This window comes from Paractinoplanes atraurantiacus (assembly GCF_900215205.1).
Classification (GTDB): domain Bacteria; phylum Actinomycetota; class Actinomycetes; order Mycobacteriales; family Micromonosporaceae; genus Actinoplanes; species Actinoplanes atraurantiacus.
The window spans coordinates 111,954-135,755 of sequence record NZ_OBDY01000014.1 but is presented as its reverse complement, the minus strand read 5'-3'; the positions used below and the strand labels follow the sequence as shown (position 1 = coordinate 135,755).

Annotated in this window: 15 protein-coding genes; 9 read left to right on the top strand and 6 right to left on the bottom strand. The window is 71.9% G+C overall.

Translation table 11 applies throughout. The features are described 5' to 3' along the window. Nucleotides 1-75 precede the first annotated feature (75 nt). From CRP55_RS28380 to CRP55_RS28370, 3 genes are all read left to right on the top strand, one after another. Nucleotides 76-2,748 (top strand): helix-turn-helix transcriptional regulator, encoded by a 2,673-nt coding sequence (locus tag CRP55_RS28380; protein ID WP_097323200.1) that lies wholly within the window; start codon nt 76-78, stop codon nt 2,746-2,748. After that, nucleotides 2,745-5,321, top strand: coding sequence for an AAA family ATPase (locus tag CRP55_RS28375; RefSeq protein WP_097323199.1), 2,577 nt, complete (start codon nt 2,745-2,747; stop codon nt 5,319-5,321). Before CRP55_RS28380 ends, CRP55_RS28375 begins: the two co-directional genes overlap by 4 nt. An 80-nt stretch (nt 5,322-5,401) precedes the next feature. Beyond that, a complete protein-coding gene (locus CRP55_RS28370) occupies nt 5,402-6,439 on the top strand; it encodes an L-dopachrome tautomerase-related protein (RefSeq protein ID WP_097323198.1) in 1,038 nt (345 codons plus the stop codon). 64 nt (nt 6,440-6,503) lie between these two features. Here CRP55_RS28370 and CRP55_RS28365 read toward each other — a convergent pair whose 3' ends face one another. Beyond that, nucleotides 6,504-7,460: an alpha/beta hydrolase gene (locus tag CRP55_RS28365; protein WP_097323197.1), complete on the bottom strand. Its 957-nt coding sequence runs from the start codon at nt 7,458-7,460 to the stop codon at nt 6,504-6,506. A gap of 13 nt (nt 7,461-7,473) precedes the next feature. Then, nucleotides 7,474-7,995, bottom strand: a complete 522-nt coding sequence (locus CRP55_RS28360) for a YbhB/YbcL family Raf kinase inhibitor-like protein (RefSeq protein ID WP_097323196.1) — start codon at nt 7,993-7,995, stop codon at nt 7,474-7,476. Between the two features lie 173 nt (nt 7,996-8,168). Here CRP55_RS28360 and CRP55_RS28355 point away from each other — a divergent pair, with 173 nt between their 5' ends. Next, complete coding sequence (locus CRP55_RS28355; protein ID WP_097323195.1) at nt 8,169-8,888, top strand: hypothetical protein; 720 nt, start codon at nt 8,169-8,171, stop codon at nt 8,886-8,888. A gap of 34 nt (nt 8,889-8,922) precedes the next feature. Then, complete coding sequence (locus tag CRP55_RS28350) at nt 8,923-9,792, top strand: aldo/keto reductase (RefSeq protein ID WP_097323194.1); 870 nt, start codon at nt 8,923-8,925, stop codon at nt 9,790-9,792. Here the strand turns inward: CRP55_RS28350 and CRP55_RS28345 are convergent. Together CRP55_RS28345 and CRP55_RS28340 are read right to left on the bottom strand one after the other, a co-directional pair. Continuing rightward, the gene (locus CRP55_RS28345; protein ID WP_097323193.1) at nt 9,756-11,471 is read right to left on the bottom strand and encodes an AfsR/SARP family transcriptional regulator; all 1,716 of its coding nucleotides are present in this window, start codon (nt 11,469-11,471) and stop codon (nt 9,756-9,758) included. The two genes, CRP55_RS28350 and CRP55_RS28345, sit on opposite strands and share 37 nt — an antisense overlap. Continuing rightward, the gene (locus tag CRP55_RS28340) at nt 11,468-11,848 is read right to left on the bottom strand and encodes an STAS domain-containing protein (RefSeq protein ID WP_097323192.1); all 381 of its coding nucleotides are present in this window, start codon (nt 11,846-11,848) and stop codon (nt 11,468-11,470) included. Before CRP55_RS28340 ends, CRP55_RS28345 begins: the two co-directional genes overlap by 4 nt. Nucleotides 11,849-11,955: 107 nt before the next feature. Here CRP55_RS28340 and CRP55_RS28335 point away from each other — a divergent pair, with 107 nt between their 5' ends. Beyond that, nucleotides 11,956-14,634 (top strand): AAA family ATPase, encoded by a 2,679-nt coding sequence (locus CRP55_RS28335; protein ID WP_218854720.1) that lies wholly within the window; start codon nt 11,956-11,958, stop codon nt 14,632-14,634. A 9-nt stretch (nt 14,635-14,643) separates the two neighbouring features. Here the strand turns inward: CRP55_RS28335 and CRP55_RS28330 are convergent, their stop codons facing one another. Further along, nucleotides 14,644-15,807, bottom strand: coding sequence for an FAD-dependent monooxygenase (locus tag CRP55_RS28330; protein ID WP_097323191.1), 1,164 nt, complete (start codon nt 15,805-15,807; stop codon nt 14,644-14,646). Between the two features lie 240 nt (nt 15,808-16,047). On the opposite strand from CRP55_RS28330, the gene CRP55_RS28325 reads away from it, so the two are divergent. The 3 genes from CRP55_RS28325 to CRP55_RS28315 are packed head-to-tail and all read left to right on the top strand — an operon-like array spanning nt 16,048 to nt 23,195. Then, nucleotides 16,048-22,212, top strand: coding sequence for a polymorphic toxin-type HINT domain-containing protein (locus CRP55_RS28325; RefSeq protein ID WP_245923416.1), 6,165 nt, complete (start codon nt 16,048-16,050; stop codon nt 22,210-22,212). Continuing rightward, nucleotides 22,212-22,700, top strand: coding sequence for a hypothetical protein (locus CRP55_RS28320; protein WP_097323190.1), 489 nt, complete (start codon nt 22,212-22,214; stop codon nt 22,698-22,700). The genes CRP55_RS28325 and CRP55_RS28320 overlap by 1 nt, the downstream gene beginning before the upstream one ends. 6 nt (nt 22,701-22,706) lie before the next feature. Continuing rightward, nucleotides 22,707-23,195, top strand: a complete 489-nt coding sequence (locus tag CRP55_RS28315; RefSeq protein ID WP_097323189.1) for an SUKH-4 family immunity protein — start codon at nt 22,707-22,709, stop codon at nt 23,193-23,195. 242 nt (nt 23,196-23,437) lie between these two features. On the opposite strand, the gene CRP55_RS28310 is transcribed toward CRP55_RS28315, so the two are convergent. After that, nucleotides 23,438-23,758 (bottom strand): hypothetical protein, encoded by a 321-nt coding sequence (locus CRP55_RS28310; RefSeq protein WP_097323188.1) that lies wholly within the window; start codon nt 23,756-23,758, stop codon nt 23,438-23,440. Nucleotides 23,759-23,802: the final 44 nt, after the last annotated feature.

The following is a 23,802-nucleotide window of genomic DNA, read 5'->3' as shown; positions in this document are numbered from 1 at the left end:
ACCTGGGTTCACGGTCATCCGACGCATGACTGTGCGGATCGGGATGTCGAAGGGTGATTCTCCGAGGGGGATCACATGTCGACAGCTACGCGGAACAGAGAGCATCAACGAGCGGAGGACCGGCCCGAGTCGCTGGTGGGCCGCCGGGCCGAACGGCACCGGATCGACCGGCTGCTGGCCGGGGAGGAAGAATCGGTTCTGGTGGTGACGGCCGAACCGGGCGGTGGCCGGTCGGCGTTGCTGCGGTACGGCGCGGCGGTGGGCGAACGAGCGGGCCGCCGGGTGATCGCGGCCTCCGGGCACGACCGGTTGCGCGCGGTGCTGAGCGTGCTCGACGGCGGTGCGGGCCTCGACGAGTTGCCGGCCGCGCCGCTTCGCATGGCCGCGCTGAACCTGATCGACCGGGCCGCCCGGAACACGCCGATCCTGGCCGTCATGGATGACGTCACCGGGGCGGACGCCGAGGCGATCGCAGTTCTGCTGTTCGCCGCCCGCCGGTTGCCGCCCCGGGCTTTCGTCCTGCTTGTCGCGGCCGCCGATCGGGTGCCGCTGCCACCGGGCCTGTACGGGGCGCCCCGGTGCCTGGTCCAGCCGCTCAACGATGTGGAGGCCGGTCTGCTGCTCGACCGGCAGCCGCTGCCACCGGCCGGCCGGCTCCGCGAGGAGATCGTCCGGCGGGCCGGGGGCAACCCGCTCGCGCTGATCGAACTGACCCGCGGCGCCGGGATCCCGTCAACCGGCCGAGCCTGGTTGCAGATCACCGGCCGGGCCGCGACGACCTTCGCCGGCGCCGTCGAGGACTTGCCCGTCGCGACCCGGCGCGTCCTGCTGTACGCGGCCGCCGGCACCGAGGAGGGCCTGGAGATCGTCTTGGCCGCAGCCGGCGCCGACCTGGCCGACTGCCGCCCCGCCGAGCAGGCGCGACTGCTCGCCATCAACGGCGACGAGGTGAAGTTCCCCAGCCCGATGGTGCCGACGGTCGTCTACCTCGGCGCCCACGAGGCAGACCGCCGGTCGGCGCATGCCCGGATCGCCGCTCAGCTGCCGGCCGGGTCCGGCCGCCGCACCTGGCACCTGGCCAAGGCCGCAGCCGGGGCGGTCGACGAGGAACTGGCCGTTGCCCTCGAGCGGGCCGCGGCGGGCGCGACTGCCGAGCAGCGGTACTTCGTCGCAGCCGAGATGCTGCAGATCGCCGCCGAGACAAGCCCCGAGTCCGGCGCCGCCATCGTCCGGTACACCGCCGCCGCGGCCGAAGCGGCCCGGGGCGGTTACCTGTCCTGGTGCGAGGAACTGTTCCAGCGGGTCGTGACGCTGACCGACGACCATCACGCGATCGCCGCCGCGGCCGCCGGAATCGGCGCCAACCTGGTCACCGATCCGCCGGCCCAAACCTTCGGCCTCGTCGAACGGCTGCTCTCGGTCGGCCTGCGCGACCGCTTCGTCGTTTCGACCTTGGCCTCGCTGTCGGCTGGGGCCGTCCTCGTGAACGGCGACGCCGGCGAGCTGCCCGCTCTGCGGCGGGTGGTCGAGCTGGCTCGCGAACCCGAAGTCGCGGGCTGGGAGTCCGACCCGTTGCTGGCCCTGGCGTGGGCGGTGGCCGACCCGGCCGGCTGGCCCGGCCGGTACGGTTCCCTGGCCGAGTCCCCACTGATGCGCCCGGTCGACGGCCCGGCCGAGCTGATCCGGCTGATCCAGGTCGGCTGCCTGGCCTGGTTGCTCGACGAGCTGCCGACCGCGGTCGGTCACCTGCGGCGAGCGGTGGCCGTTCTGCTCGCCACCGACACCCTGCTCTGGGCGCCCAGCGTGGTCTTTCCGTTCATTGAAGCCCTGCTCGAGGCCGGACTGTGGGATGAGGCCGGGACAGCGTCCGACCAGACGACCAAAGTGCTGGCCGGCACCCACTTCGAGCGGATGACCGACGCCGCCGCCGCCCAGCGGATAACCCTGCTGGTACGCCGCGGCCGGCTGGAGGAGGCGCGCGAGCGGCTCGGCCAGTTCGGCGATCCGTCCACCTACGCCGACCGGATGTCGCGCTGTCTCGGCCACCGGGCGGCCGGGCAGCTTGCGGCCGCCGAAGGCGACCACACCACCGCCACCGGGCACTTCCTGGCCATGTTCGACCCGGACGGCCGCCCGGTGCACTGGCTGATCGCGCCGCGGCCGCTGGCCGAGCTGGCGTACTCGGCCGTCGAGTGCGGCCAGGCCGAGGCGGCCCGCAGCCGGATCCGGGCCTGGGCGCGCACCGCCGACACCGCGGCGGCGCGGAACCGAAGGGCGCTGGAACACGCGTACGCCCTGCTCGGACCCGAGACCGAAGCGGTCGACCGGCTGGGTGCGCTGGTGGCGGATCCGTCGGGCCGGGACCGCCCGTACGAGTACGCGGTGGCCCAGGTCCACTACGCGCGGGCGCTGCGCGGCCGCCGGCGGTACGTCGAGGCCCGCCCGGTCCTGGCCGAAGCGGTCGAGGCCCTCACCCGGATCGGCGAGGGCCCGGTGTCCGCCGCCGCGCAGGAACTTTTGCGGGCGACCGGCGTCCGCCCGGCCGGTGGTGACGCCGCCGCCTTCACGCAGCTGTCGGCGCAGCAACGGCAGATCACTCAGTTGGCCGCCCAGGGCCTGAGCAACCAGGAGATCGGGAACCGGATGGGGCTGTCACCACGCACGATCATGTCGCACCTGTACCACATCTTCCCGAAGCTCGGCGTCGTGCGGCGTGGGCAGCTCCGCGACATGGTGCCGGCGCGATGACCGGCGGACTGCGCGGGCGGGACGCGGTCCGCGAGACACTGGCCGGCCTGCTGGATCCGCGGCGCCGGTACGGGGCGACCCTCACCGTGGTCGGGCCGCCCGGAATGGGCAAGTCGGCCGTCCTACGGCACGCCGCCGAGACCGGCGAAGGCCACGGCTATCAGGTGTTCCGGGCCGCCGGCTATCCCGACGAGCACCCGTTCGCCGGGTCCGGACTGCATCAGATCCTCCGGCAGGTGCGCCGGCGGCTGGGCCCGCTCCCGGCTTCGCTGGCGCCGTCGGCGAGGGCGCTGAACCTGTACGGCGAGGACGCGGCCGGCCTGCGCTCGCGGCTGCTCGACGGCGCGACCGCGCTGCTCGGCGAGGCCGCCCGGCGCGGGCCGGTGCTGGCCGTCGTCGACGACGTGCACATGTTCGACCCGGTCTCCCGCCACGTCGTCGAGGCTCTCGCCGAGCCGCTGCGCCGCCGGCCGGTCGTCGTGCTCACCTCGAGCCGGCCCGACCCCGCGCACACGCTCCCGGCCGCGTTCCGGTTGCCGCCGCTGTCCGAACGGGACGCCGCCACACTGCTGGCCGAGCAACCGCAGTCCCCGGTCGGGCGGGGCCGCCTGGACCTGCTGCGGACGGCCCGCGGCAACCCGGGCGCCCTGGTCGAGTTGGCCCGGATCATGGGCGGAACCGGGACCAACAACATCCGCCGCCTCCCGTTCACCCAGGCGCTCGCGTTGCGGCAGCGCTACGCCGCCGTCCTCGACGCGCTGCCGCCGGACACGGCCCGGCTGGTCGACTACGCCGGCACCCAGATCGGCGGCGAGACAAGCGCGGTGCTGCTGGCCGCGACCGGCCTGCCCGCCGAGCGCGCCGAGGCGGCGCTGGCCGATGCCGTCCGGGCCGGGATCCTGTACGAGGACGTGGACGTGGGTGAGGTGGTCTTCTGCGACCCGCTGGTCAAGGTCGCCGTCTTCAACCACCACTCCGGGGCCGACCGGACCCGGATCCACCGCGCCTTCGCGGCGCTGCTGCCCGACGGCTGCCTCATCCAGACGGTGCACCGGGCCGCGACGGCGACCGGGCCCGACGACGTCGTGGCGGACGCCCTGGCCCGTGCCGCCGGCGAGGCCCAGCAGACGCAGCCGTTCCTGTCCACGGTGGCCCACGAATGGTCGGCGCTGCTCTCCACCAGCGTGACCGATGCCCGCGCCCGCCAGATCCGGGCCGTCCGCGGCGCCGGGCGGGTCGGGCAGACCGCCTGGGTCGCCCAGCTCGCCGCCGAGGCCCGGCTGGCCGCCCTCGGCGGGCCGCTCGGGATGGCCGTCGACATCGAGGTGGCACTGGCCCTGGCCCGCGCCGGCCGGCAGCGGCAGGCCATGGACCGGCTCCTGAGCGGGCTGCGCGCGGCGCCGGAGGACATGAATGACTTCCAGGTGGCCGCGACGGCCGGGGTCATCGCCACCCTCTCCGGGCTGCCCGAGCATCGGAGCGAGTTCGCCACGCTGTCGGCGGCCTTCCCCGAGCTGGTGCTGCCGGCTCATCAGGCCGACGCCGCCGGGGACGTGGCCGGCGCCGTCGAGATGCGGCTGTCCACACTGGCCGAGATGCGATCGGCCGGTACCCTCGCCACCGCGCCCGAGATGTGGATGCCGCTGGTCGCCGGCCTGCTCGACCTGGGCCGCTGGACGGAGGCCGCGGCGATCCTGGACGAGGCCGAGCAGGCGTGCGTACGGGCCGACCACCCACTGCTGGAGATCGAGCTGGTCGCCCTGCGCGCGGCCCTGGCCGCCCTGCACGGCGACGGCGCGACCGCCCGCAGGCTCGCCGATTCCGTGTGGGCGGCCGTAGACCTGTGCGAGAACGGCCGGCTGCTCGTCATGCTGTGCCACGCGCAAGGGCTGGCCGCCCTGGCTCAGGACGATTTCGAGTCGGCCTACCGATACTTCCGGCGGCTCTTCGACGCCGCCGGGCGGCCGCTGTTCCCCGACCCGACCGGCCGCGCGCTGCTGGGACTGGCGATCAGCGCGACGCGGGCCGGGGAGACCGTCGACGCGGCGAAGGTCCTCGGGACGTACGGCGAACCGGCCTCCGACCGGGCCGGCACGGTCGTCGAGCACGCGACCGCCCTGCTGGTCGAGGACCCACTCGTCGAGGCCCGGCTCGTCCGGGCCGCCGCCACCTCCGCGCCGTTCGACCGTGCGATGGCCCGGTACCACCACGGGGCGTGGCTGCGCCGCCGTCGCCGCTACCTGGAAGCGCGGGTGCTGTTGCGCGCGGCTGTGGAGACCTTCGAGAGCCTGGGCGCGGCCGGATTCGCCATCTGGGCGCGATTCGAGCTCACCGCGGCCGGGTCCGGGCCGGCCGAGCGCCGCCCGAACCAGCGGGCGTACCGGGGGATCGCCGCCTCACTGAGCCCTCAGCAGCGGCAGGTCGCGGAGCTCGCCGTCGAGGGTCTGAGCAACAAGGAGATCGCGGCCCGGCTGATGCTCTCGCACCGCACGGTCGGGTCCCACCTGCGCAACGTCTATCTGAAGCTCGGCGTCAGCAGCCGTACGTCCCTGCGCGATCTGCTGGCGGCTTGACCAGTGGTTCGGCGTATACGGCAATCCCCGCGAGGGCGGACGGTGGAGGCAAAGAAGCCAGCTCTTGGGAGGAGACCGTCATGACCGCAACACCCCTCGGCGCGTGGGTCGCGCCCGACGCCGAGGTCGTCGCCGAACTCGACGACCTCATGCTCACCGGGGTCACCGTGGCCGACTCCGGCCGCCTGTTCATCTCCGTGCCGCGATGGGGCGACCAGGTCCCGTACACCGTGGCCGAGATCGTCGACGGAAAGCCGGTTCCGTACCCCAGCCAGGAGTTCAACGACGCGAACCTGGTCTCGGTCCAGAGCGTTGTGGTCGATCCCGCCGGACACCTGTGGCTGCTCGACACCGGCAGCCTCGCGTTCGCCCCGTGGGGCGGCACCGGGCCCAAACTGGTCGAGGTCGACCTGGCCACCGACGAGGTCGTACGGATCATCCGGCCGTCGGCCGTCACCCCGACGTCCTACCTGAACGACGTGCGCTTCGACCTCTCGCGCGGGGAGGCCGGGTACGCGTACATCACCGACTCGCAGCCCGAAGGCTCGCTGATCGTGGTCGACCTGGCCACCGGCGACAGCTGGGCCAAGCTGCGCGGGCACGTCAGCACCCACGCCGAGCCGGGCTTCCGGGCGATCGTGCAGGGTGTGGTCCGGGAGGGGTACGTGGTCGGATCGGACGGCATCGCGATCAGCGCCGACGGCAGCCGCCTCTACTACTGCCCCCTGTCCAGCCGCAAGCTGTACAGCGTGCCCACGGCGGCGCTGCTCGACCGGGGCCTGGTCGACGACCTGGTGGCGGCCCAGGTGACCGACCACGGCGACAAGGGCGCCTCGGACGGGCTGGAGTCCGACACCGACGGCGCTGTCTACGTCACCGCGTACGAGCACAGCGCCGTGGTCAAGCTGGCCGCCGACGGCACGTGGTCGACCGTCCTGCACACGCCGGGCGCCCTGTGGCCGGACACGCTGTCGCTGGGCGCCGACGGCTACCTGTACGTCAGCCTCAACCAGCTGCCGCGCTCGCCCCTGTTCAACGGCGCCGACGACCGCATCCCGCCGTACCAGGTGGTCCGGGTCCACGTCGGAGCTCAGCCGGTCCGCTTGCGCCGCCCCTGACTTCGAACGAACTGAACGGGCCACCGGGTGAATACCCCCGGTGGCCCGTTCGGCTGGTACGGATTCAGTTGGCGAAGGCCAGGCGCAGCATGGCGATGGCCTGGGCGACGGCGCCCCGGGTGGCGTGGGTGTCGCTGAGCGGGTTCAGCATCATGAAGTCGTGGTGGATGCCGTCGTAGCGGACGGTGGTCACCGCGACCCCCGCCTCGCGCAGCTTGGCCGCGTACAGCTCGCCCTCGTCGCGCAGGACGTCCGCCTCGTCGACCAGCAGGAACGCCGGCGGCAGGCCGGCCAGCTGGTCGAGCGTGGCGTTGAGCGGGGAGGCGTACCGGTGGGCCCGCTGGGCCGGGTCGGTGGTGTAGGCGTCCCAGAACCAGGCCATGCCCTTGGCGGTCAGGAACGGGCCGTCGGCGAACTGGGTGTACGACGGGGTGTCCTGGGCGGCGCTGGTGACCGGGTAGTACATCGAGTGGTGGATGAAGGTGACGTCGCCGCGGTCCTTGGCCATCAGCGCGAGGGCCGCGGTCATGTTGCCGCCGACCGAGTCGCCGGCCACCGCCATCCGTGCGGCGTCCAGGCCCTTGGCCGCGCCCTCGGCCGTGATCCACTGCGCCGTGGCGTAGCCCTGCTCGATGGCGACCGGATAACGCGCCTCGGGCGAGCGGTCGTACTCCACGAACGCGACCGCGGCGTTCGCGCCGGCGGCGAGTTCCCGTACGAGCCGGTCGTGGGTCATCGCGTTGCCCAGGATCCAGCCTCCGCCGTGCATGTAGAGCAGCACCGGCAGGGTTCCGGTGGCGCCGGCCGGGCGGACCAGGCGCACCCGGACGTCACCCACCGCGGCCGGGACGGTGATCCACTCCTCGTCGACCGGAAGTTTGCCGATCGGCGCCGACTGGATGTCGTCGAGGACCTTGCGGGCGCCGTCCGGGCCGAGCTCGTAGAGGAACGGCGGCTTGGAGGTGCTGTCGGCGATCTCCTGTGCGGCCGGCTCGAGCACGATGCGTGGTTCGGTAGTCATGGCACAAGTCCCGTCAGCCGTTGAAGTAGGGGGTGATCACGGCGCGGGCGAGGGTGTGCCCGGCCAGGTTGAAGCCGAGGAACGCGGGCGTCGACTCGTGGTCGAGGCCGAGCGTCTCGACGTCCACCGCGTGTACGGCGATGAAGTAGTCGTGCCGCCCGCTGCCGGCGGGCGGGGCCGCCCCGATGTAGCGGCGAAGCCGGGCGTCGTTGGCGAGCTGCCAGGCCGCACCGGGCAGGGTGGCGCTCTCGGCGCCGGCCCCGGTCGGCAGGCTGGTCACGGTGGCCGGGATGTCGGCCACCGCCCAGTGCCAGAAGCCGCTGCCGGTCGGCGCGGTCGGGTCGTACACGGTCACCACGAAGCTCTTGGTCTCGGCCGGAAAGCCGGACCAGCTCAGCTGCGGGGAGACGTCGTCGCCGCCGGCGCCGAAGACGCCGCTGGCCTGAGCCGGCTTCATCTCGGCCCCGTCGCGTACGTCGGTGCTGGTGACCGTGAATGCCGGCACCGTCGCGATCAGGTCGTAGGGGGTGCTCATGGCGGGTTCCCATCGTTGCGTGGCTCGAACGTTCTCGACGCTAGGTAGGGGCGGGACCGCCGGCATACGTCGCTCGACTGAGCAACCTGCGCACCAGTGGAACGACGTATGCGCGTGCCACGGTCGCGCGTGAGGCTGGGCGAAGATTCACCCCTGACCGAAGGAGCACGACCATGTCCGACCTGCTGGATGACGTCCTTGCCGCGTACGGCGGCCGTACCGCCTGGGAACGCGCGGACAAGATCAGTGCCCGACAGTTCTTCGGCGGCGCGTTGTGGGCCATGAAGGGCCACCCGGGCGCGCTCGACGACGTGCGGGTCACCGTCGACCTGCACCGGGAGCACACCCGCCAGGAGCCTTTCTTCGCCGAGGGGCACCACACCGACTTCACGCCGGGCCGCATCGCGGTCGAGGACGAGAGCGGTGCGGTCGTGGAGGAGTTGCTCGATCCGCGGTCATCGTTCGCCGGTCACGAGTTCACGACGCCGTGGACCCGTCTGCAGCTGGCTTACTTCTCCGGGTACGCCATGTGGACGTACGTCACCGAGCCGATCTCGCTCACCTTCCCCGGCGTGCAGGCCGAGGAGATCAGCGGCTGGACCGAGGACGGGCGCGACTTCCGGCGACTGCTCATCACCTATCCGGAGAGCATTGCCACGCACAGCACGCAGCAGACCCTGTACATCGATGACGACGGACTCATTCGCCGCCGCGACTACACCGTGGAGATCGCCGGTGATACTCCCGCCGCCGAATACACGTCGGACTTCGTCGAGGTCTCGGGCCTGATCATCCCAACCACTCGGATGATCTATCCCCATGACGAGAACGGCGTCCGGCTGCCCGAGCCGCTGGTCGTCTCCATCCGCCTCGCCGACATCGCGGTGTCCTGATGCCGACGGTCGACGTCTTCGAGGGAGGCCGGAGATGACGCACGCGAGCGCGCTGGACTCCGGAACGTTCACCCTCGGCGGGGATCTGCCGGTACGGCGTCTCGGCTTCGGCACGATGCAGCTGACCGGGCCGGGGGTGTGGGGTTTCCCCGCGGACAGGGCCGGCGCGGTCCGGCTGCTGCGGCGGGCGGTCGAACTGGGCGTGAACTTTTTCGACACCGCCGACTCGTACGGGCCGGACGCGGCCGAGCAATTGCTGCGGGAAGCCCTCCATCCGTACCCGAATGATCTGGTCATCGCCACCAAGGTCGGGCTGACCCGGTCGGGGCCGAACCGGTGGGGTGGCGACGCCCGCCCGGCGTACATCCGCAAACAGATCGAGTCGAGTTTGCGCAACCTGGGCCTCGAGCAGATCCCGTTGTACCAGTTGCATCGCATCGACCCGCGTGTCCCGCTGGCCGAACAGATCGGGGCCCTGGAAGAGCTGCGAACGGAAGGCAAGATCCGTCACATCGGGCTCTCCCAGGTCGGCGTGGCCGAGATCCGGGCCGCTCAGCGGACAGCACCGATCGTCAGCGTGCAGAACCTCTACAACCTGGGCGACCGTGACTCCGAGGACGTCCTGCAGTACGCCGAGGCGGCGGGCATGGCCTTCATCCCCTGGTATCCGCTGGCGACCGGGCGACTGGCGCTCGGCGGGGGCCCGCTGGACCGGATCGCCCACCGGACGGGGGCCGCGCCGGCGCAGCTCGCGCTGGCCTGGCTGCTGCGCCGCTCGCCGGTGATGCTGCCGATTCCGGGAACGTCGTCGCAGCGGCACCTGGAGGAGAACGTGGCGGCTGCCGCTGTCGAGTTGTCCGACGCCGGTTACGCCGCGCTCTCCCAGGCTTCCCGCCCCCGCTGATCGGCTACTTGACGACGTAGCTGCCGGGAGTGTGTGAACATTTCGGTGTCGGTCAGGCCGGCGGCGTAGGCGTGGAGCAGGTCGGGCAGCCCGAACCGTCCCGGCGCGAGCTCGGTGAGCAGGCCGGACCGGTGCAGCTCGGCCAGAGCGGAGCGGGCCGTCCGGCCGGGTGTGCCGGTGAGCGCGGCCGTGCCGGCCACGGTGACGTCGCCGTTCGGGTGGCGCGACAACAGCTGTAGCGTGCGTGCGGCCGGTGGGCTGAGATCCGAGTACGAGCGATCGAAGCTCGCCCGCAGCCGGTCGAGCCGGGCGACCTGGCGCAGCGTCGGGCGGGGCCTGGCGCTGCGGGCGACGAGGGACAGGGCGAGGGGGAGCCGCCCGCACGCGGTGACCAGCCGGTCGATGTGGTCGTCGGTCAGCCGGGTGGCGCCCAGCCGCCCGATGAGAAGCTCGCGGGCCTGCGCGTGGGTGGGCAGGTCGAGGCTCAGGGAACAGGCGGTGTGTGCCAGTCCCAGCCGGCGGCGACTGGTGAGGATGACCGGGCACCGCGGGGTGCCGGGCAGCAGGTGGCGGATCTGTTCGGGGTCGTGGGCGTTGTCCAGCACGACCAGGATCCGCTTAGCGGCCAGCAGGCTGCGATAGAGGCCGGCGAGGCCGTGGAGTTCGACCGGCATCCGGACCACGCCGAGCTGTCCGAGCAGAAGGCGCAGGGCCTCGGCGGGTTCCAGCGGCGTGGCGCCCGGTGTGAAGCCTCGCAGATCGACGTGGAGCCTGCCGTCCGGGAATTCGCCGGCGAGCCGGTGCAGCAGGTGGAGGGCCAGGGTGGTCTTGCCGACGCCGGGAACGCCGTCGACGGTCAGGACCGGGATGGGCCCGGCCAGCCATCGCAGGACCTGCCCGATCTCGGCGCTGAGCCGGAGACGAATTCCTTCGTACGCCTGGACGGCCTGAGCCGTACGCCCGTCCGCCCTCAGCGCCTGGAGCAGCCGCGAGTGCAGCGACTCGTCCAGCGGCGCCAGGTCCGCGGCTTGCCGCAAGGCCGGCAGAACACGGTGGCTCTGTCCCTGGCCGAGGAAGAAGTCGGCCGCCTCCCGGACCACGGAGAGCCATTCCGCCTCGATCGCGGTGAAGTCCGGGTGGGTCAGGCAGGCCGGTTCCAGGCCGGCCGCCGTACGGCCCCGGCGCAGACCCAGCGCCTGCGCGAAGAGACCGGCCGCGTCCGGCGCCCGGCCCGTACGCCAGGCACCGAGCGCCCGATCCCGCAGCGTCCGCATCTGCCGCAGGTCCGACGAGGCGGCGATCAGTCGATAACCGCCCGCCGCCGCGACCAGGAACCGGCCCGGCTTGCGCACCGCGAGACCCGGCTCCAGCAGCCGCCGGATCCGGCCGATGTGGCGGTGGACCACATTGGCCGCGCTCGGCGGAGTTTCCTTCTCGGCCCAGAGCAGGCTGATCAGGTCGTCGAGGGGAACTGCCGCGCCGGCCCGGGCCAGCAGGAGCGCGATCAGCAGACGTTGCTGAAACCCGTGGAGGGGTATCGGGTGCGACCCCGGCGGATCACCACCGGGCCCAGGATGCCGAAGTGCGGAACGTCGTCCTTCATGACCGGTACGGTGCGCCTCGCCGGGCCGCCGAAGAACCAGTCGGATTACTGAAGACCGGCGGACCGGCGATGTCATGCGGGCTCCGGCAGTACGAACAAGTCCGCCCAGCCGAGAAGGAACAGGACGCGGCACACGAACGGGCTCGCCGCCCGCAGGTGGACTTGGCGGCCGGTGGGCCGCAGGAGCAAGGCGGTCCGGGCCAGTGCACGGCCGCCGCCCACGTCGAGGAAGGTCACGCCGCCGAGGTCGACCACGACGTCGCCCGGTGCGTCGAGAAGCAGTTCCAGCACCGGTTCCAGTCGGGGCACCGTGGCCAGGTCCACTTCGCCGCGGAGGCGGACGCCGAGCGGATGCCGCAGGACGGTGATCTCCAACGGCCTCAGGCGGACCGCGGCGCTCGCCGGTCGCGCCGGGCCGCCGGAGTCCGTTCGCGGCGACGAAGGTGAGGCCATGCGGCAACGCTAGGCCGGGGTTGTGCCGTGCCAGTGACAGACGAATGCGTGTGCCGTCCCACCTCGTATCATGGCGCTGGCCAGGGCAGACGGGATGGTGAGGCGGGATGAGCGGCACGTCCGCCGAGATCGTGGGGCGCGATGCGGAGCTGTCGCGCCTGACGCGGGCCCTGGACGCCGCGGCGGCCGGGCGCGGATCGGCGCTGATCCTTCACGGCCTGGCCGGGACGGGGCGGTCCACCCTGATGGGCTGGACGGAGGTCGAGGCGGCGGCACGCGGCTGCACCGTTCTGTCGACGTCGGGAGTCGAGGCCGAACGCTGGTTCCCCTTCGCCGCGCTGCACTTGCTGCTGCAACCGATCGGCGGCGAGGTCGCGCCGCCCGACGCCGCGGCCGACGTGCACCGCGTCGCGCTGGCCGTCTTCGAGCTGCTCACCGAGGCCGCCGGGCGGGCACCGGTCGTGGTGCTCATCGACGACCTCCAGTGGGTCGACGTGGAGAGCCGGGCCGTGCTCGCCTTCGTGGCCCGGCGAGCACGGGGGCACGCGCTGCTGGTCGTCGGCGCGGCGCGCACCGGCGATCCGCATCACTACGACTCGTTCGGCGCCGTGGGGTTGCGCCTGGTCCCGCTCGGCCCGGACGCCGCCGCCGCGCTGCTCGACCGGCGCGCGGCGGGCCTGCCGTCCGGGTTGCGGGATCTGGTCCTGGCCGAGGCCGCGGGCAATCCGCTGGCGCTCTCGGAGTTGCCCGAGGCGCTGACCCCGGCGCTGGACGACGGCGACCAGTTGCCGCTGACGCCGCGACTGGAGACGGCGTTCAGCGCGCATCCGCACACCTGCTCGCGGGAGTGCCGCCTGTTCCTGCTGGCCCTGGCGGCCGAGCCGGACGCCTCCCTGCACGTGCTGCTCGAGGTCACCGCCGCCCTGGCCGGGGCCGAGGTGACACCGGAGGTCGTGCAGGAGGCCCTCGGTACCGACCTGATCGTGCTGACCGGGCGGCGCCCGGCGTTTCGGCACCCGCTGAGCCGCCCGGCCGTCTACCGGCGGGCCGGCGTCACCGAGCAACTGAGAGTCCACCGGGCCCTGGCCGTCGCGCTGCACGACGATCCCCGGCGGTCCATGCCGCACGAGGCCGCCGCCACCATCGGACCCGACGACCCCTTGTCCGTACGGCTGGAGGCCGTGGCCGACGAGGCCCTGGCCGACGGCGACGTGACGACCGCCCTGACCGCTCTGCGCCGGGCCGCGCCGCTGGCGGCCGATCGGGGCCGCGGCACCGGTTTGCTGATCCGGGCGGTCGAGCTGGCCGAGCAACTGAGCGAGCGGGACCACGCCCGCCGCCTGCTCGGCCGGGCCGACCTGCGGGCGGCCGGGCCGGTCGACCGGGGCCGGCTGCTCGTCGTCTCGGACGCGGCGGCGGTCGACCTGAGCGAGGTGCCTCAGCGCATCGGCGACATGGTGGCCGCCGCCGCGCGCGCCCACGACGCCGGCGCCGTCGATGTGGCGGAGAACCTGTTGTGGCGGGCGGCGATGCGATGCAGCACCCAGAACCCGCCCGGCGAGGTCCGCCGGCAGGTGACCGCCGAGCTGGATCGATGGCGGACCGGCCCGGAGAACACGATCACCCTGGCCGTGCCGGCGCACGCCGACCCGTTCGGCCGTGGAACGGCGGTGCTCCCGCTTCTCGCGGCCGGGCCCGGCGCCCCGGCGGACGGCCGGGCGCTGCACCACCTCGGCAGCACCGCCCTGGCCCTCGGCGAGGACACCCTCTGCGTCCGCTATTTCGGCCGGGCCGCCGCTCGCTGGCGGGAAGAGGGACGCCTGGGGTTGCTCGCGCGGTCGCTGATGGCCGCATGGCCTCGTGTCTATCTAGGACAGCTCGCGGTGGCCGCGGACGAGGCCGCCGAGGGACGCGAGCTGGCCCTGCGCTCGGGGGAGTCGAACATCTGGCTGGGCCTGACCGGCGTCGCGGCGCTGGTGGCCGCCATCCGCGGCGACACCGAGACGGCCGCCCTACTGCTGCGGGAACTGCGCACCGAGCAGGACATCGCCACGTTGCCGCTTGCGGCCGGGCTCGAAGGGCAGGCCACCGGGATGCTGTCGCTCTTCGACGGCCGGGCGTCCGAGGCGTACGAGGCCCTGTCCTCGCAATTCCCCACGGGCAGCCCCTACCCGATGAGCAAATGGCGCATCGTGCCCGATCTCGCCGACGCGGCGGTGGCCGCCGGAGCCGAGGCCGAGGCCCGGCGCCTCCTGGCCGACCTGCCGGAACTCGCGCGGCGCCTGCCGTCCGAGCAGATGGTGGTGGCGGATCTGTACGCCGCCGCCGTCCTCGCCGACGAAGGGGAAGCCGCGCACCGGTACACCGAGGCGCTGCGGGCCCTGCCCTCCACCGCCGAGCTGGCCCGGGCCCGGCTTCACCTGCACCGTGGCCGGTGGCTGCACCGTCAGCGCCGCTACCTGGATGCCCGCGAGCCGCTGCGAGCCGCCCGGGCGGCTTTCGACCGGATGGGCGCCCGGCCCTGGGCCGAGGCCGCCGACCGGCAGCTGCGCGCCACCGGCGAGACCCACGGGACCCCGTTCGCCGTCGGCGCGGTGCTCTCCGCCCGTGAACGGGAGATCGCCACGCTGGCCGGACGGGGCCTGAGCAACCGCGAGATCGGCCAGCGGCTCCGATTGTCACCGCGCACCGTGGCCTCGTACCTCTATCGCCTCTATCCCCGGCTCGGCATCAGCCGGCGGCAGCAGCTGGCGGAGCAACTGGAGAAGAACCCCGAGGCGACCTAGCGGGGCAGTTCACGACGGGCGGCCCAGCCACGCGTGCAACCGTTGCCGCGTCACCATCCGGAGCAGCACGGCCCGCAGCTTCGCGATGGTGACGCTCGAGGGAACGAAGAGCTGTGCTTTGACATACGCCAGTCTTTGATGCCGGCGCACCAGGGGGCGCATGCGTTTGTCGTACGCCCGGAGGGCGTCCCCGATCGATTCGGGCGCCCGGGCCAGTTCGTCGCCGAGGGCGACCGCGCCGATCATTCCGGAGCTGGCCCCCATGCCGGAGAACAGGGTCAGGCACCACGCGGCGTCGCCGATGAGGACGACCCGGCCCCGATGCCAGCGCGGCATGCGCACCTGGTGCACCGAGTCGAACAGCGCCTGCGGCGCGTGGCGGAGGGCGCCGAGAGCCTGGGTGACGATGCCACCGGCGTCGAGGCCGGCGAACCGGGCGGCGAGGACGTCGGCACGCTCGCCGCGGAACTGCGCGTCGATGTCATCGGTGCGGTAGGTGAACAGGGCCGTCGGCGGGTGGTCGCGGAACGGAAAGATCCACAGCGCGCGGCGCGGCTCGGCGATCACGATCTGCTCATGGTCGCCGTAGCCGCTCACCTGCCGGTCGAGGGAGAAGGCGCAGATGATCGTGTGCAGGGAGCGCATGAACTGCTCGTGCGGCCCGAAAACCAGCCGCCGGACGGTCGAGCGCAGCCCGTCGGCCCCGACCACGAGGTCGTACTCCTGCTCGTAGGTCTCACCGGTGGCCGAGTCGCGCAGGGTGACCCGGGCCGCCCGCGCTGTCTGCTCGATGTGCACCGGTTCGGTGCCGAGGCGCACCTCGGCTTGCCCGTCGAGCTTTTCCCACAGCGCGGCCTCGATGTCGCCGCGCAGCACGCCGTCGGGATGTCCAGGCTGGTCGAGAAAGCCGACACTGCGCTGCCGGGCCCCGCTGCCGTCGACCGCCCAGGTGCGGTGGTCGGCCGGGGTGCGCAGGTGCATGGTGGACAGTACGCCGAGGTCCCGCGCGGCCCGTTCACCCGACGGGAACAGCCCGACGAAGTAGCCTCCGGTGCGCCGCTGCGGCGTGCGTTCGACGACCACCGTGGTCCAGCCGATCGAGCGCAGCCGTACGGCCGCGGCCATGCCCGCGATGCCGAGACCGACGACGAGCGCCCGGCGAGTGTTCTGCATCTGACTTCCTTCCGACGGTGGTCTTGCCGGCGACGGTAGGCAGGGTCAGTGCTTTCCCACTGACGATTCAGTGGCGCGGTCAGATAGGCACATACGAGTGAAACGGTTCAGAAGCTCGCGTAGTGCGTCGCCTCCTCCGTTCGGCCGATCCAGGGCTTAACCGTTTGAGCCATTGATGAATTTATATCCATGATGAAGCGTGTGGGCTGCCAGCTAACGCACAGTCACGGGGGAGTGCTCATGCGCGCGAGGCGCCGGCGGCTGCTGTCCGCAGCCCTGACCTCAGTCCTGATATCCAGTTATCTCGCGGTGTCGCCGCCGGGGCCGGCGACCGCCGCGCCGCCGCCGGTGGCGCCGGCCGGGGCCGATCCGGTGGATCGCGGGCTGCCCAAGGAGGCCACGCCCAACCACGGCCGGCCGGCCGGTGAGGTGGCGCCGCCGGTGCCGCCCGCCGTGGAATCCGCGGGCAAGCCCGCGAAGACCGACGGCCGCGCCCTGCGGCGGACGGCCACCGCCAAAGCCGTGCAAGCCGACGCGAAAGCCGTAGCAGCCGAGGTGCCGGGCACGCCCATCGTGCGGCCCGGGTTCACGCTCGGCGACACCTCGCTCGTCGTGTACTTCGACGCGCAGGTGGCCGACGGTGACCCGACGTCGTGGGCGCGCTGGTGGGCCACCGTGCGCGACGTCGAGGCCGGCACCGAGCAGCGCTCCACCGACCAGGGCCGGGCCGATCTGAGCCGGTGCTCGTACCCGGCCACCTTCTGCCGGACCTTCGGCGCGGCCGAGGGCTGGGTGCTCGACCCGGCGCGCAAGTACACGGTGACGATCACCGTGGCGGCCGCCGAGGGCGAGCTGTCGAGCGCCGAGTCCGCGCCGGCGCAGCCGCGCACCGTGGTGAACCCGCCGGCCGTGCCCGCGTCGCAGGCCGTGGGCTGCGGCTGCGCGACCGTGCTGGGCGGCACCGTACGGGCGCAGGCCTTCCGCGGCCAGATGGTCAACACGGGCACGGGCACGTTCCAGCGGGTCGAGCAGGACTTCGGCATGCCCTCGTACGGCATCCCGTTCCGGCTGGCCCGCTACTACTCGTCGGGCAATACGGCACCGGGCATGTTCGGGCCGGGCTGGTCGTCCACGTACGACATCCGGATCGTCTCGGCCGACGGCGGCGCGGCCCGGGTCCGCGCGGAGGACGGCTCCGAGGCGGTCTACACCGGCGGCGCCGACGGCAGCTACGAGGCGCCGGCCGGCGTGCGCGCTCGGCTCACCAAGGTCGACGGCGGATGGCAGCTGGTGCCGCCGGACAAGCGGGTGCTGCGGTTCGACGCCGAGGGCAAGCTCATCTCGATCAAGAACGCCCGCGGGCACGGGGTGACCCTCGCGTACACGGCGCAGGGCGTCATCGACAAGGTCACCGATGCCAGCGGCCGGGTCGTCGACTTCGACGCGCGGGCCGATCTGCGGCTGGTCACCAAGGTGACGATGCCCGACAACCGGGTGGTGCAGTTCGACTACGAAGGCACCCGGCTGCTCAAGGTGCAGGACGCGCGCCGCTACACCACCACGTACGGCTATGACGCCGCCGGGCGGCTCGCCACCGTGGTCGACGCCCGCGGCAACCGGCAGGTGTTCAACGAGTACGACGCCGCCGGGCGGGTGGGCCGGCAGACCGACGCCGAGAACGCGGTGACCACGTTCGCGTGGAACGCCGGCAGCCAGGAGGCGACCACCACCGACCCGGACGGCGTGGTCGTGGTCGACGGCTACCGCGACAACGTGCTGCTGTGGTCGCGCAACGGCAACAACGACGTGGTCAACACCCGGTACGACGGCAAGCTGCAGAAGAGCCTGGTGGTCGACCCGAAGGGCAACCAGGAGGAGACCGCCTTCGACGCGGCGGGCAACCCGCGGTCGCGTACGGCTCCGGAGCCCTTCTCCTTCACCCAGAGCAGCCAGTTCGACGGCCGCGGCAACCTCACCGAGTTCACCGACGGCCGCGACAACAAGTGGATCTACACGTACAACGAGTTCAACGAGCTCACCAGCCAGCGCGATCCCGAGCAGGCCAAGGGCTACCGGTACGAGTACGACAGCCGCGGCAACGTGGTCAAGAAGACCGACCCCCGCGACAAGGCCACCACGTACGAGTACGACACCGACGGCAACCGCACCGCCGAGATCTCGCCGACGGGGCGCAAGACCGTCATGGCGTACGACCGGACGGGCCGGATGACCTCGGTGGTCGACCCGCGGGGCACGGTCTCCGGGGCCAACCCCGACGCCTACCGCACGCGGTACACCTACGACGAGGAGAACACCGTCGTCGAGGTGCGGCAGCCGGGCAAGCAGGCGCCGTACAAGAAGACTCTCGACGAACTCGGCCAGGTCGTCGTGGTGACCGATCCGCTCTCCGGATCGACGCACACCACCTACGACAAGGCCGGCCGTCCGGTGCTGGTCAAGGACCAGGTCGGCAACACCAGCGCGGCCGCCTACACCCCCGCCGGCCGGCGCAAGTCGGTCACGGTCAACCCGGGCGAACTCAACCTGACAACCAGTTGGACGTACGACTCGACGGGCCGGGTCTCTCTCGAAGTGGCGCCGTTGGGTAACGCCAACCCGGCGCAGGCCGAGCTGTACACCAGCCGCTTCCACTACGACTTCAACGGCAACCTGGTGCAGGCCGACCGGCCGTACGGCTCGGACGGCAAGCGGGCCAAGGTGGACACCGCCTTCGACGCCCTGGACCGGCCGAACGGGCAGGTCGACCAGCTCGACCGCAGGACCAGCGTGCGCTACGACAACGCCGGCAACGTCGTCGGGATGACGAACGAGAACGGTGAGGAGCTCACCAGCTCGTTCGACGGCGCCAACCGGCGCACCGGCAGCACGGCGGAGAGCGGTGGGGTCAACGCGGGCATCGAGTACGACGACGCCGGCAACCCGGTCAAGCAGACCACCCCGACCGGCGGCGTGGTCACCTGGAAGTACGACGACGACGGCCGGCCGATCGAGATCACCGAGCCGCGTGGCAACGTCGAGGGCACCAACGCGAGCGACTACACCACCAAGTACGGCTACGACCGCGCCGGCAACCTCGAGACGGTCACCGATCCGCTCGGCAACGTCAGCAAGAGCACGTACGACGCGAACGACCGGCTGATCGCCAGCACCGACGCGAACAATCGCACCACGCGGCTGGGCTACAACGACAACGACTGGCTCACCTCGGTCATCGGCCCCGACGCGGCCAACGGGCAGGCGCTGACCTACCAGTACCGGGCGAACGGCCAGCTGGAGCGCCGCACCGATCCGCTGAACCGGTCGGCGTACACCGAATACGACAAGGCCGGCCGTACGGTCGCCACCACCGACCAACTGGGCCGGCGCCGGGAGTACGTGTACGACGCGAACTCCCAACTCGTCCAGGAGATCACCGCGCGGATGGTCGAGCCCAACCGGCCCGACCCGAACATCCCGGCCAAGACCATCTTCTACGGCTACGACAACCTGGGCCGGCTGATCAGCAAGCAGCTGGGCGACAACGGGCCGATCAGCACGTTCGGCTACGACGCCAAGAACAAGCTCACCGCCGCCACCGATCCCAGCGGCACCCAGGTGCGCGAGTACGACAACACCGACCGGCTCACCAAGGTGATCCGCGGCGACCAGGAGTTCGGCTACACCTACGACGGCGACGACCGGATCATCAGCCGCAGCTACCCGGACGGCACGAAGATCTCCGCCGAGTACGACGACGGTGACCGGATCACGTCGCTGACCAGCGCCAAGGGCGGCAGCTCGTCCCGGTACGAGTTCGGGTACGACGTCTCGGACAACCTGATCAAGACCACGTACCCGGCGTCGACCGGGGTGGTCGAGGAACGCGGCTACGACCGGGCCGGGCGGATGACGCGGATCGCGGCCGGCAAGGGCGACACCGTCCTGTCCGCCTTCGACCTGCAGCTCGACAAGGTCGGCAACCCGACGCGGATCACCGAGACCAAGGGGCAGCCGGGCCAGCCGACGGTCACCGAGGCCACCGCGTACAACTACGACGCGGCCAACCGGCTCACCGCCGAGTGCTTCGGCGCCCAGTCCTGCGCCGGCTCGTCGGCCGAGCGCACGGATTACACGTACGACCTGGTCGGTAATCGCACCACCAAGAAGGTGGTGGCGCCGGGCGAGAACACCACGACGTCCTACACGTACGACGCGGCCGACCAGCTCACCAATGAGCGGATCACCGGCAGCCGCAGCAACGAGCGGTCCTTCGAGTACGACCTCGAGGGCAACCAGATCCGCGCCGGCAACAACCGGTTCACGTACGCCCTCGACCACACGATGACCTCGGCCACGGTCGACGGGAAGACCACCGATTACACGTACGACGCGGTCGGCAACCGGATCAAGGCGGTCACCGGCAGCGGCGCGCAGCAGGTCGTGCAGAACTGGCTCTGGGACATCAACAGCGACCGGCCCCTGCTGGCCGCCGAGACCCAGACCGGCGCGAACGGCGACGTCTCCCGCGGCTACCTCTACAACCCGGGCGGCCAGGCCCTGGCCATGGTGGCCGGCAACGGCGGGACGAGCTCCTACCTGCACGACTGGCTCGGCGGCGTGTCCGGCATGGTCTCGGCCAACGGCACACCGCAATGGTCGTACGACTACGACGCGTTCGGGGTGGCCCGCGGCACCGGCCTGACCGACGGCGGCAGGAAGCTGGACGCGGACGCGCCGGCCAACCCGGTGCAGTACGCCGGCACCTACCGCGACGTCAGCCAGGGCGACCGGTACGCGATGGGCGCCCGCAACTACGACCCGAGCACCGGCCGGTTCGACTCCGCCGACCCGGCGGCCCAGCCGGCGACGGACCCGGCGGTGTCGACGTACTCGTACACCAATGCCCGTCCGACGGTGTGGACCGACCCGAGCGGGCTCGACCCGGACAGCGCCACGGTGCCGTTCCTCGGCAGCGCGACCGCGGCCGAGTACCGGATGAACAACCCGGAGGCCGCCGCCACCACGGTCGTGGCCAACAACCCCGACGGCACCACGACGGTCGAGGTCGAGAACCCCGAGTGGATGAGCGCGAAGAAACTCGTCGACGAGGCCGAGGGTTTCGTGAAGCAGATCGGCGACGAGATCGTCAACCTGATCCTCGACCTGGTCGGCTTCAACGACGCGAAGGCGTGCGTCACCGAGGGCGACATCGTCGCCTGCATCTCCACCGCGCTGCAGGCCGTGCCCTGGGGCAAGCTGTTCAAGGCGGCCAAGGTCGCGGTCAAGGCGATCGGCGTCGGCCGGCGGCTGGTCGAGACGTACGGCCGGTTGAAGGCGGCCCGCGCCGCGCTCTCCAGCATCCCGCAGCGCATCACCAAGGTCGTCGGGGAAGCCACCAACAAGGTGAAATCCGCCGCGGCCAAACAGGTCGAGAACACCGTGGCCGCGGCCAAGGACCTGGGCGCCAAGGCCAAGGCGACCACGCAGAAGGCCGCCGGCAAGGTCAAACAGAAGCGGAAGTCGACGACCGGGGAGAGCTGCGACATCGCCGCCGGCGCGGGCAAGCGGCTCGCCTCGGCCAACTCCTTCGCGGCCGGCACCTTGGTGCTCATGGCCGACGGCAGCACCAAGCCGATCGAGAAGGTCCAGCCCGGTGACACCGTCAAGGCCACGAATGACGAGACCGGCGTCAGCGAGCCCCAGCAGGTCACCGCATCGGTCACCGGATCCGGCGACAAGAGCCTGGTCGAGCTGACCCTGGCCGGAGCCGGCGCCGGTGGCGGCGGCCCGCCGCAGAAGCTCACGGCCACCGCTGGCCACAAGTTCTACAGCCCCGCAAAGGGCTGGACCGAGGCCGAGGACCTGAAGGCCGGTGACACCCTCCGCGACCCCCGGGGCCGCGCGGTCACCATCACCAGGACCGTCGACCATTCCGAGACCACCACGGTCTACAACCTCACGGTCAACGACACCCACACCTACTACGTGGTCGCCGGTGACGAGTCCGTTCTCGTCCACAACTGCGGCGGCGCCCTCGCGAAGCACTCGACCAAGTGCACCTGTGCACAGGGCGGCACGCCGCGGATCGTCCGCAACCCGTACGGCCGCGCCGGCGGACCGGCCCACCAGCGCGTCATCGACCAGGTGGAGCGCGACCTGCAGAACCAGGGCTTCACCACCCGCCGGGAGGTGCCGTTCAGCACGCCGACCGGATTCAAGCCGAACCGTGCCGCCGACGTCGCCGCCTACGATGCCAACGGCACCCTCGTATCGGTCCATCAGGTCGGCCTGCAGACCAAGGGCGGCCTACCGGTCATGCGCGAGACCGAGGCCATGTCCGACATCTGGAGCGAACTCGACGACGGCGTCGAGATGGTCTTCCACCCGTATGGGACGGTCAAGTGATGGCGACCGGTAAGCAGCTCAAGGTTTATCTCCACCCCGAGGACCGGCCGGCGGTCGACGACTATGTGCGCGAACTCGGATGCGTGCTGCTGCGGGAGCGCTCGGCCGACCGGGCCTCCCTGGCGACCACCGGCTCCCAGGACGGCATGGCCCGGCTCATCGCCGTCGCGTCGCAGGTGGGGCAGTTGGAGCCGCGCTTCGTCGAGCCGAGAGACGAGTGGGTGATGAGCGTCCAGTCGGGGCCGCTGATCGAATGGTGGTTCTCGAAGCTCGACGACGATCAGCTCTACCCGGGACGGTTCTACTACCTGCCGCACGACGACGAGCCGTTCACGAAGGCCGCCACCGGCCTCTTCAAGTGGGTACGCCGGTACGCGCCGGCGATGCCGGCGGAATGGGGCCCGGAAAGGCTGGGCCCGGCCGCGGCCGAGATGGTACGGGCCGGAAAGATCAGCCTGCGCCGGAATCCCCCGGGTTCGCGAGCCTGAGCCGGCGTGGTGACCCCCGATGCATCGGAGCCTCGGTTTCTGTACGAGGAAAGCGCGCTCGCGCTGATCCGGGACTCCGATGCCCGGGACCACCTGTCGCGCCGGGGGCTTCCCGCCGGCAACCCGCTGTTCTTCCCGGTGCCCGCGTACCCGCACGCCGGCGAGGACCGCGAGTTCGTCGTCATCGGCCACGACGGCACCGGCCTGTACTGCGTGGACGTCGTCACGGGCGAGGTCGTCATCACCGGCCTCGAGGCGGAGGCCGGCATCGGGCATGTCAACGCCTCACCGCAGGCCTTCGACAGGTGCATCGCGGAGTTCGTCCGAGGCCTGCCCTACGGGAGCAAGGACAGTGAGCGCGAGGAGCTCGAGTCGATAAGCGAAAACGTCGGCCGCGCCCTGTACGCCATCGACGCCTCCGTCTTCGACGACGATCCAGGATTCTGGCCCACCCTGCTCAACGACGTGGCGCTCGGCGACTACGTAGAGGCATGAGGATGGCGGTACTGAAGCCAGCGGTCGCTGGCGGCGGCCATCTCGGCCAGATGGGGCGTGCCGGTGCTGTCGTCTCTCAGCCTGCGCGCCAGCTTGGCGAGCGCGTCGGCGTGTGACCGGCGCGGATGAGCCGGACCAGCATGCGGGCAGTGTTGGATGTTGACCGGTGGGCATGGGGTGAGCGCAACCGTGGGCTAGGTCGCTGGGAACCAGCAGCGTACGCGTCCCCGGCGAGCGTGGGATCAACGGCGGGTGTAGATGGTTCCCTGGGCTGCCAGGTCGGTGAACCAGGTGGCGTCGGCGTGGGGGACCCAGGTGGTCTTCGCCCAGAAACGGCGTGCCTCGGCGGCGGTGGCCGGCGGGCCGTCGAGGAACCAGACGGCGGCGTGGCGGAGGCTGGGCGCGTCGTCGGTCGCGACGGTGAGGTCGGCGTCGCGGATGCACGGCTGATCTGCGCAGGGCTGCCCGTCGGATATGTAGGTGAAGTTCACGGCGACCTTGAAGTCCTTGTACGAATAGACGTCTGTCACGCCGTCGTCGGCCAGGGGGCCGGAGGGATCCATTCGGACCAGGCCCGGACGGACTCTCGATGGGCACGGCGCACCTG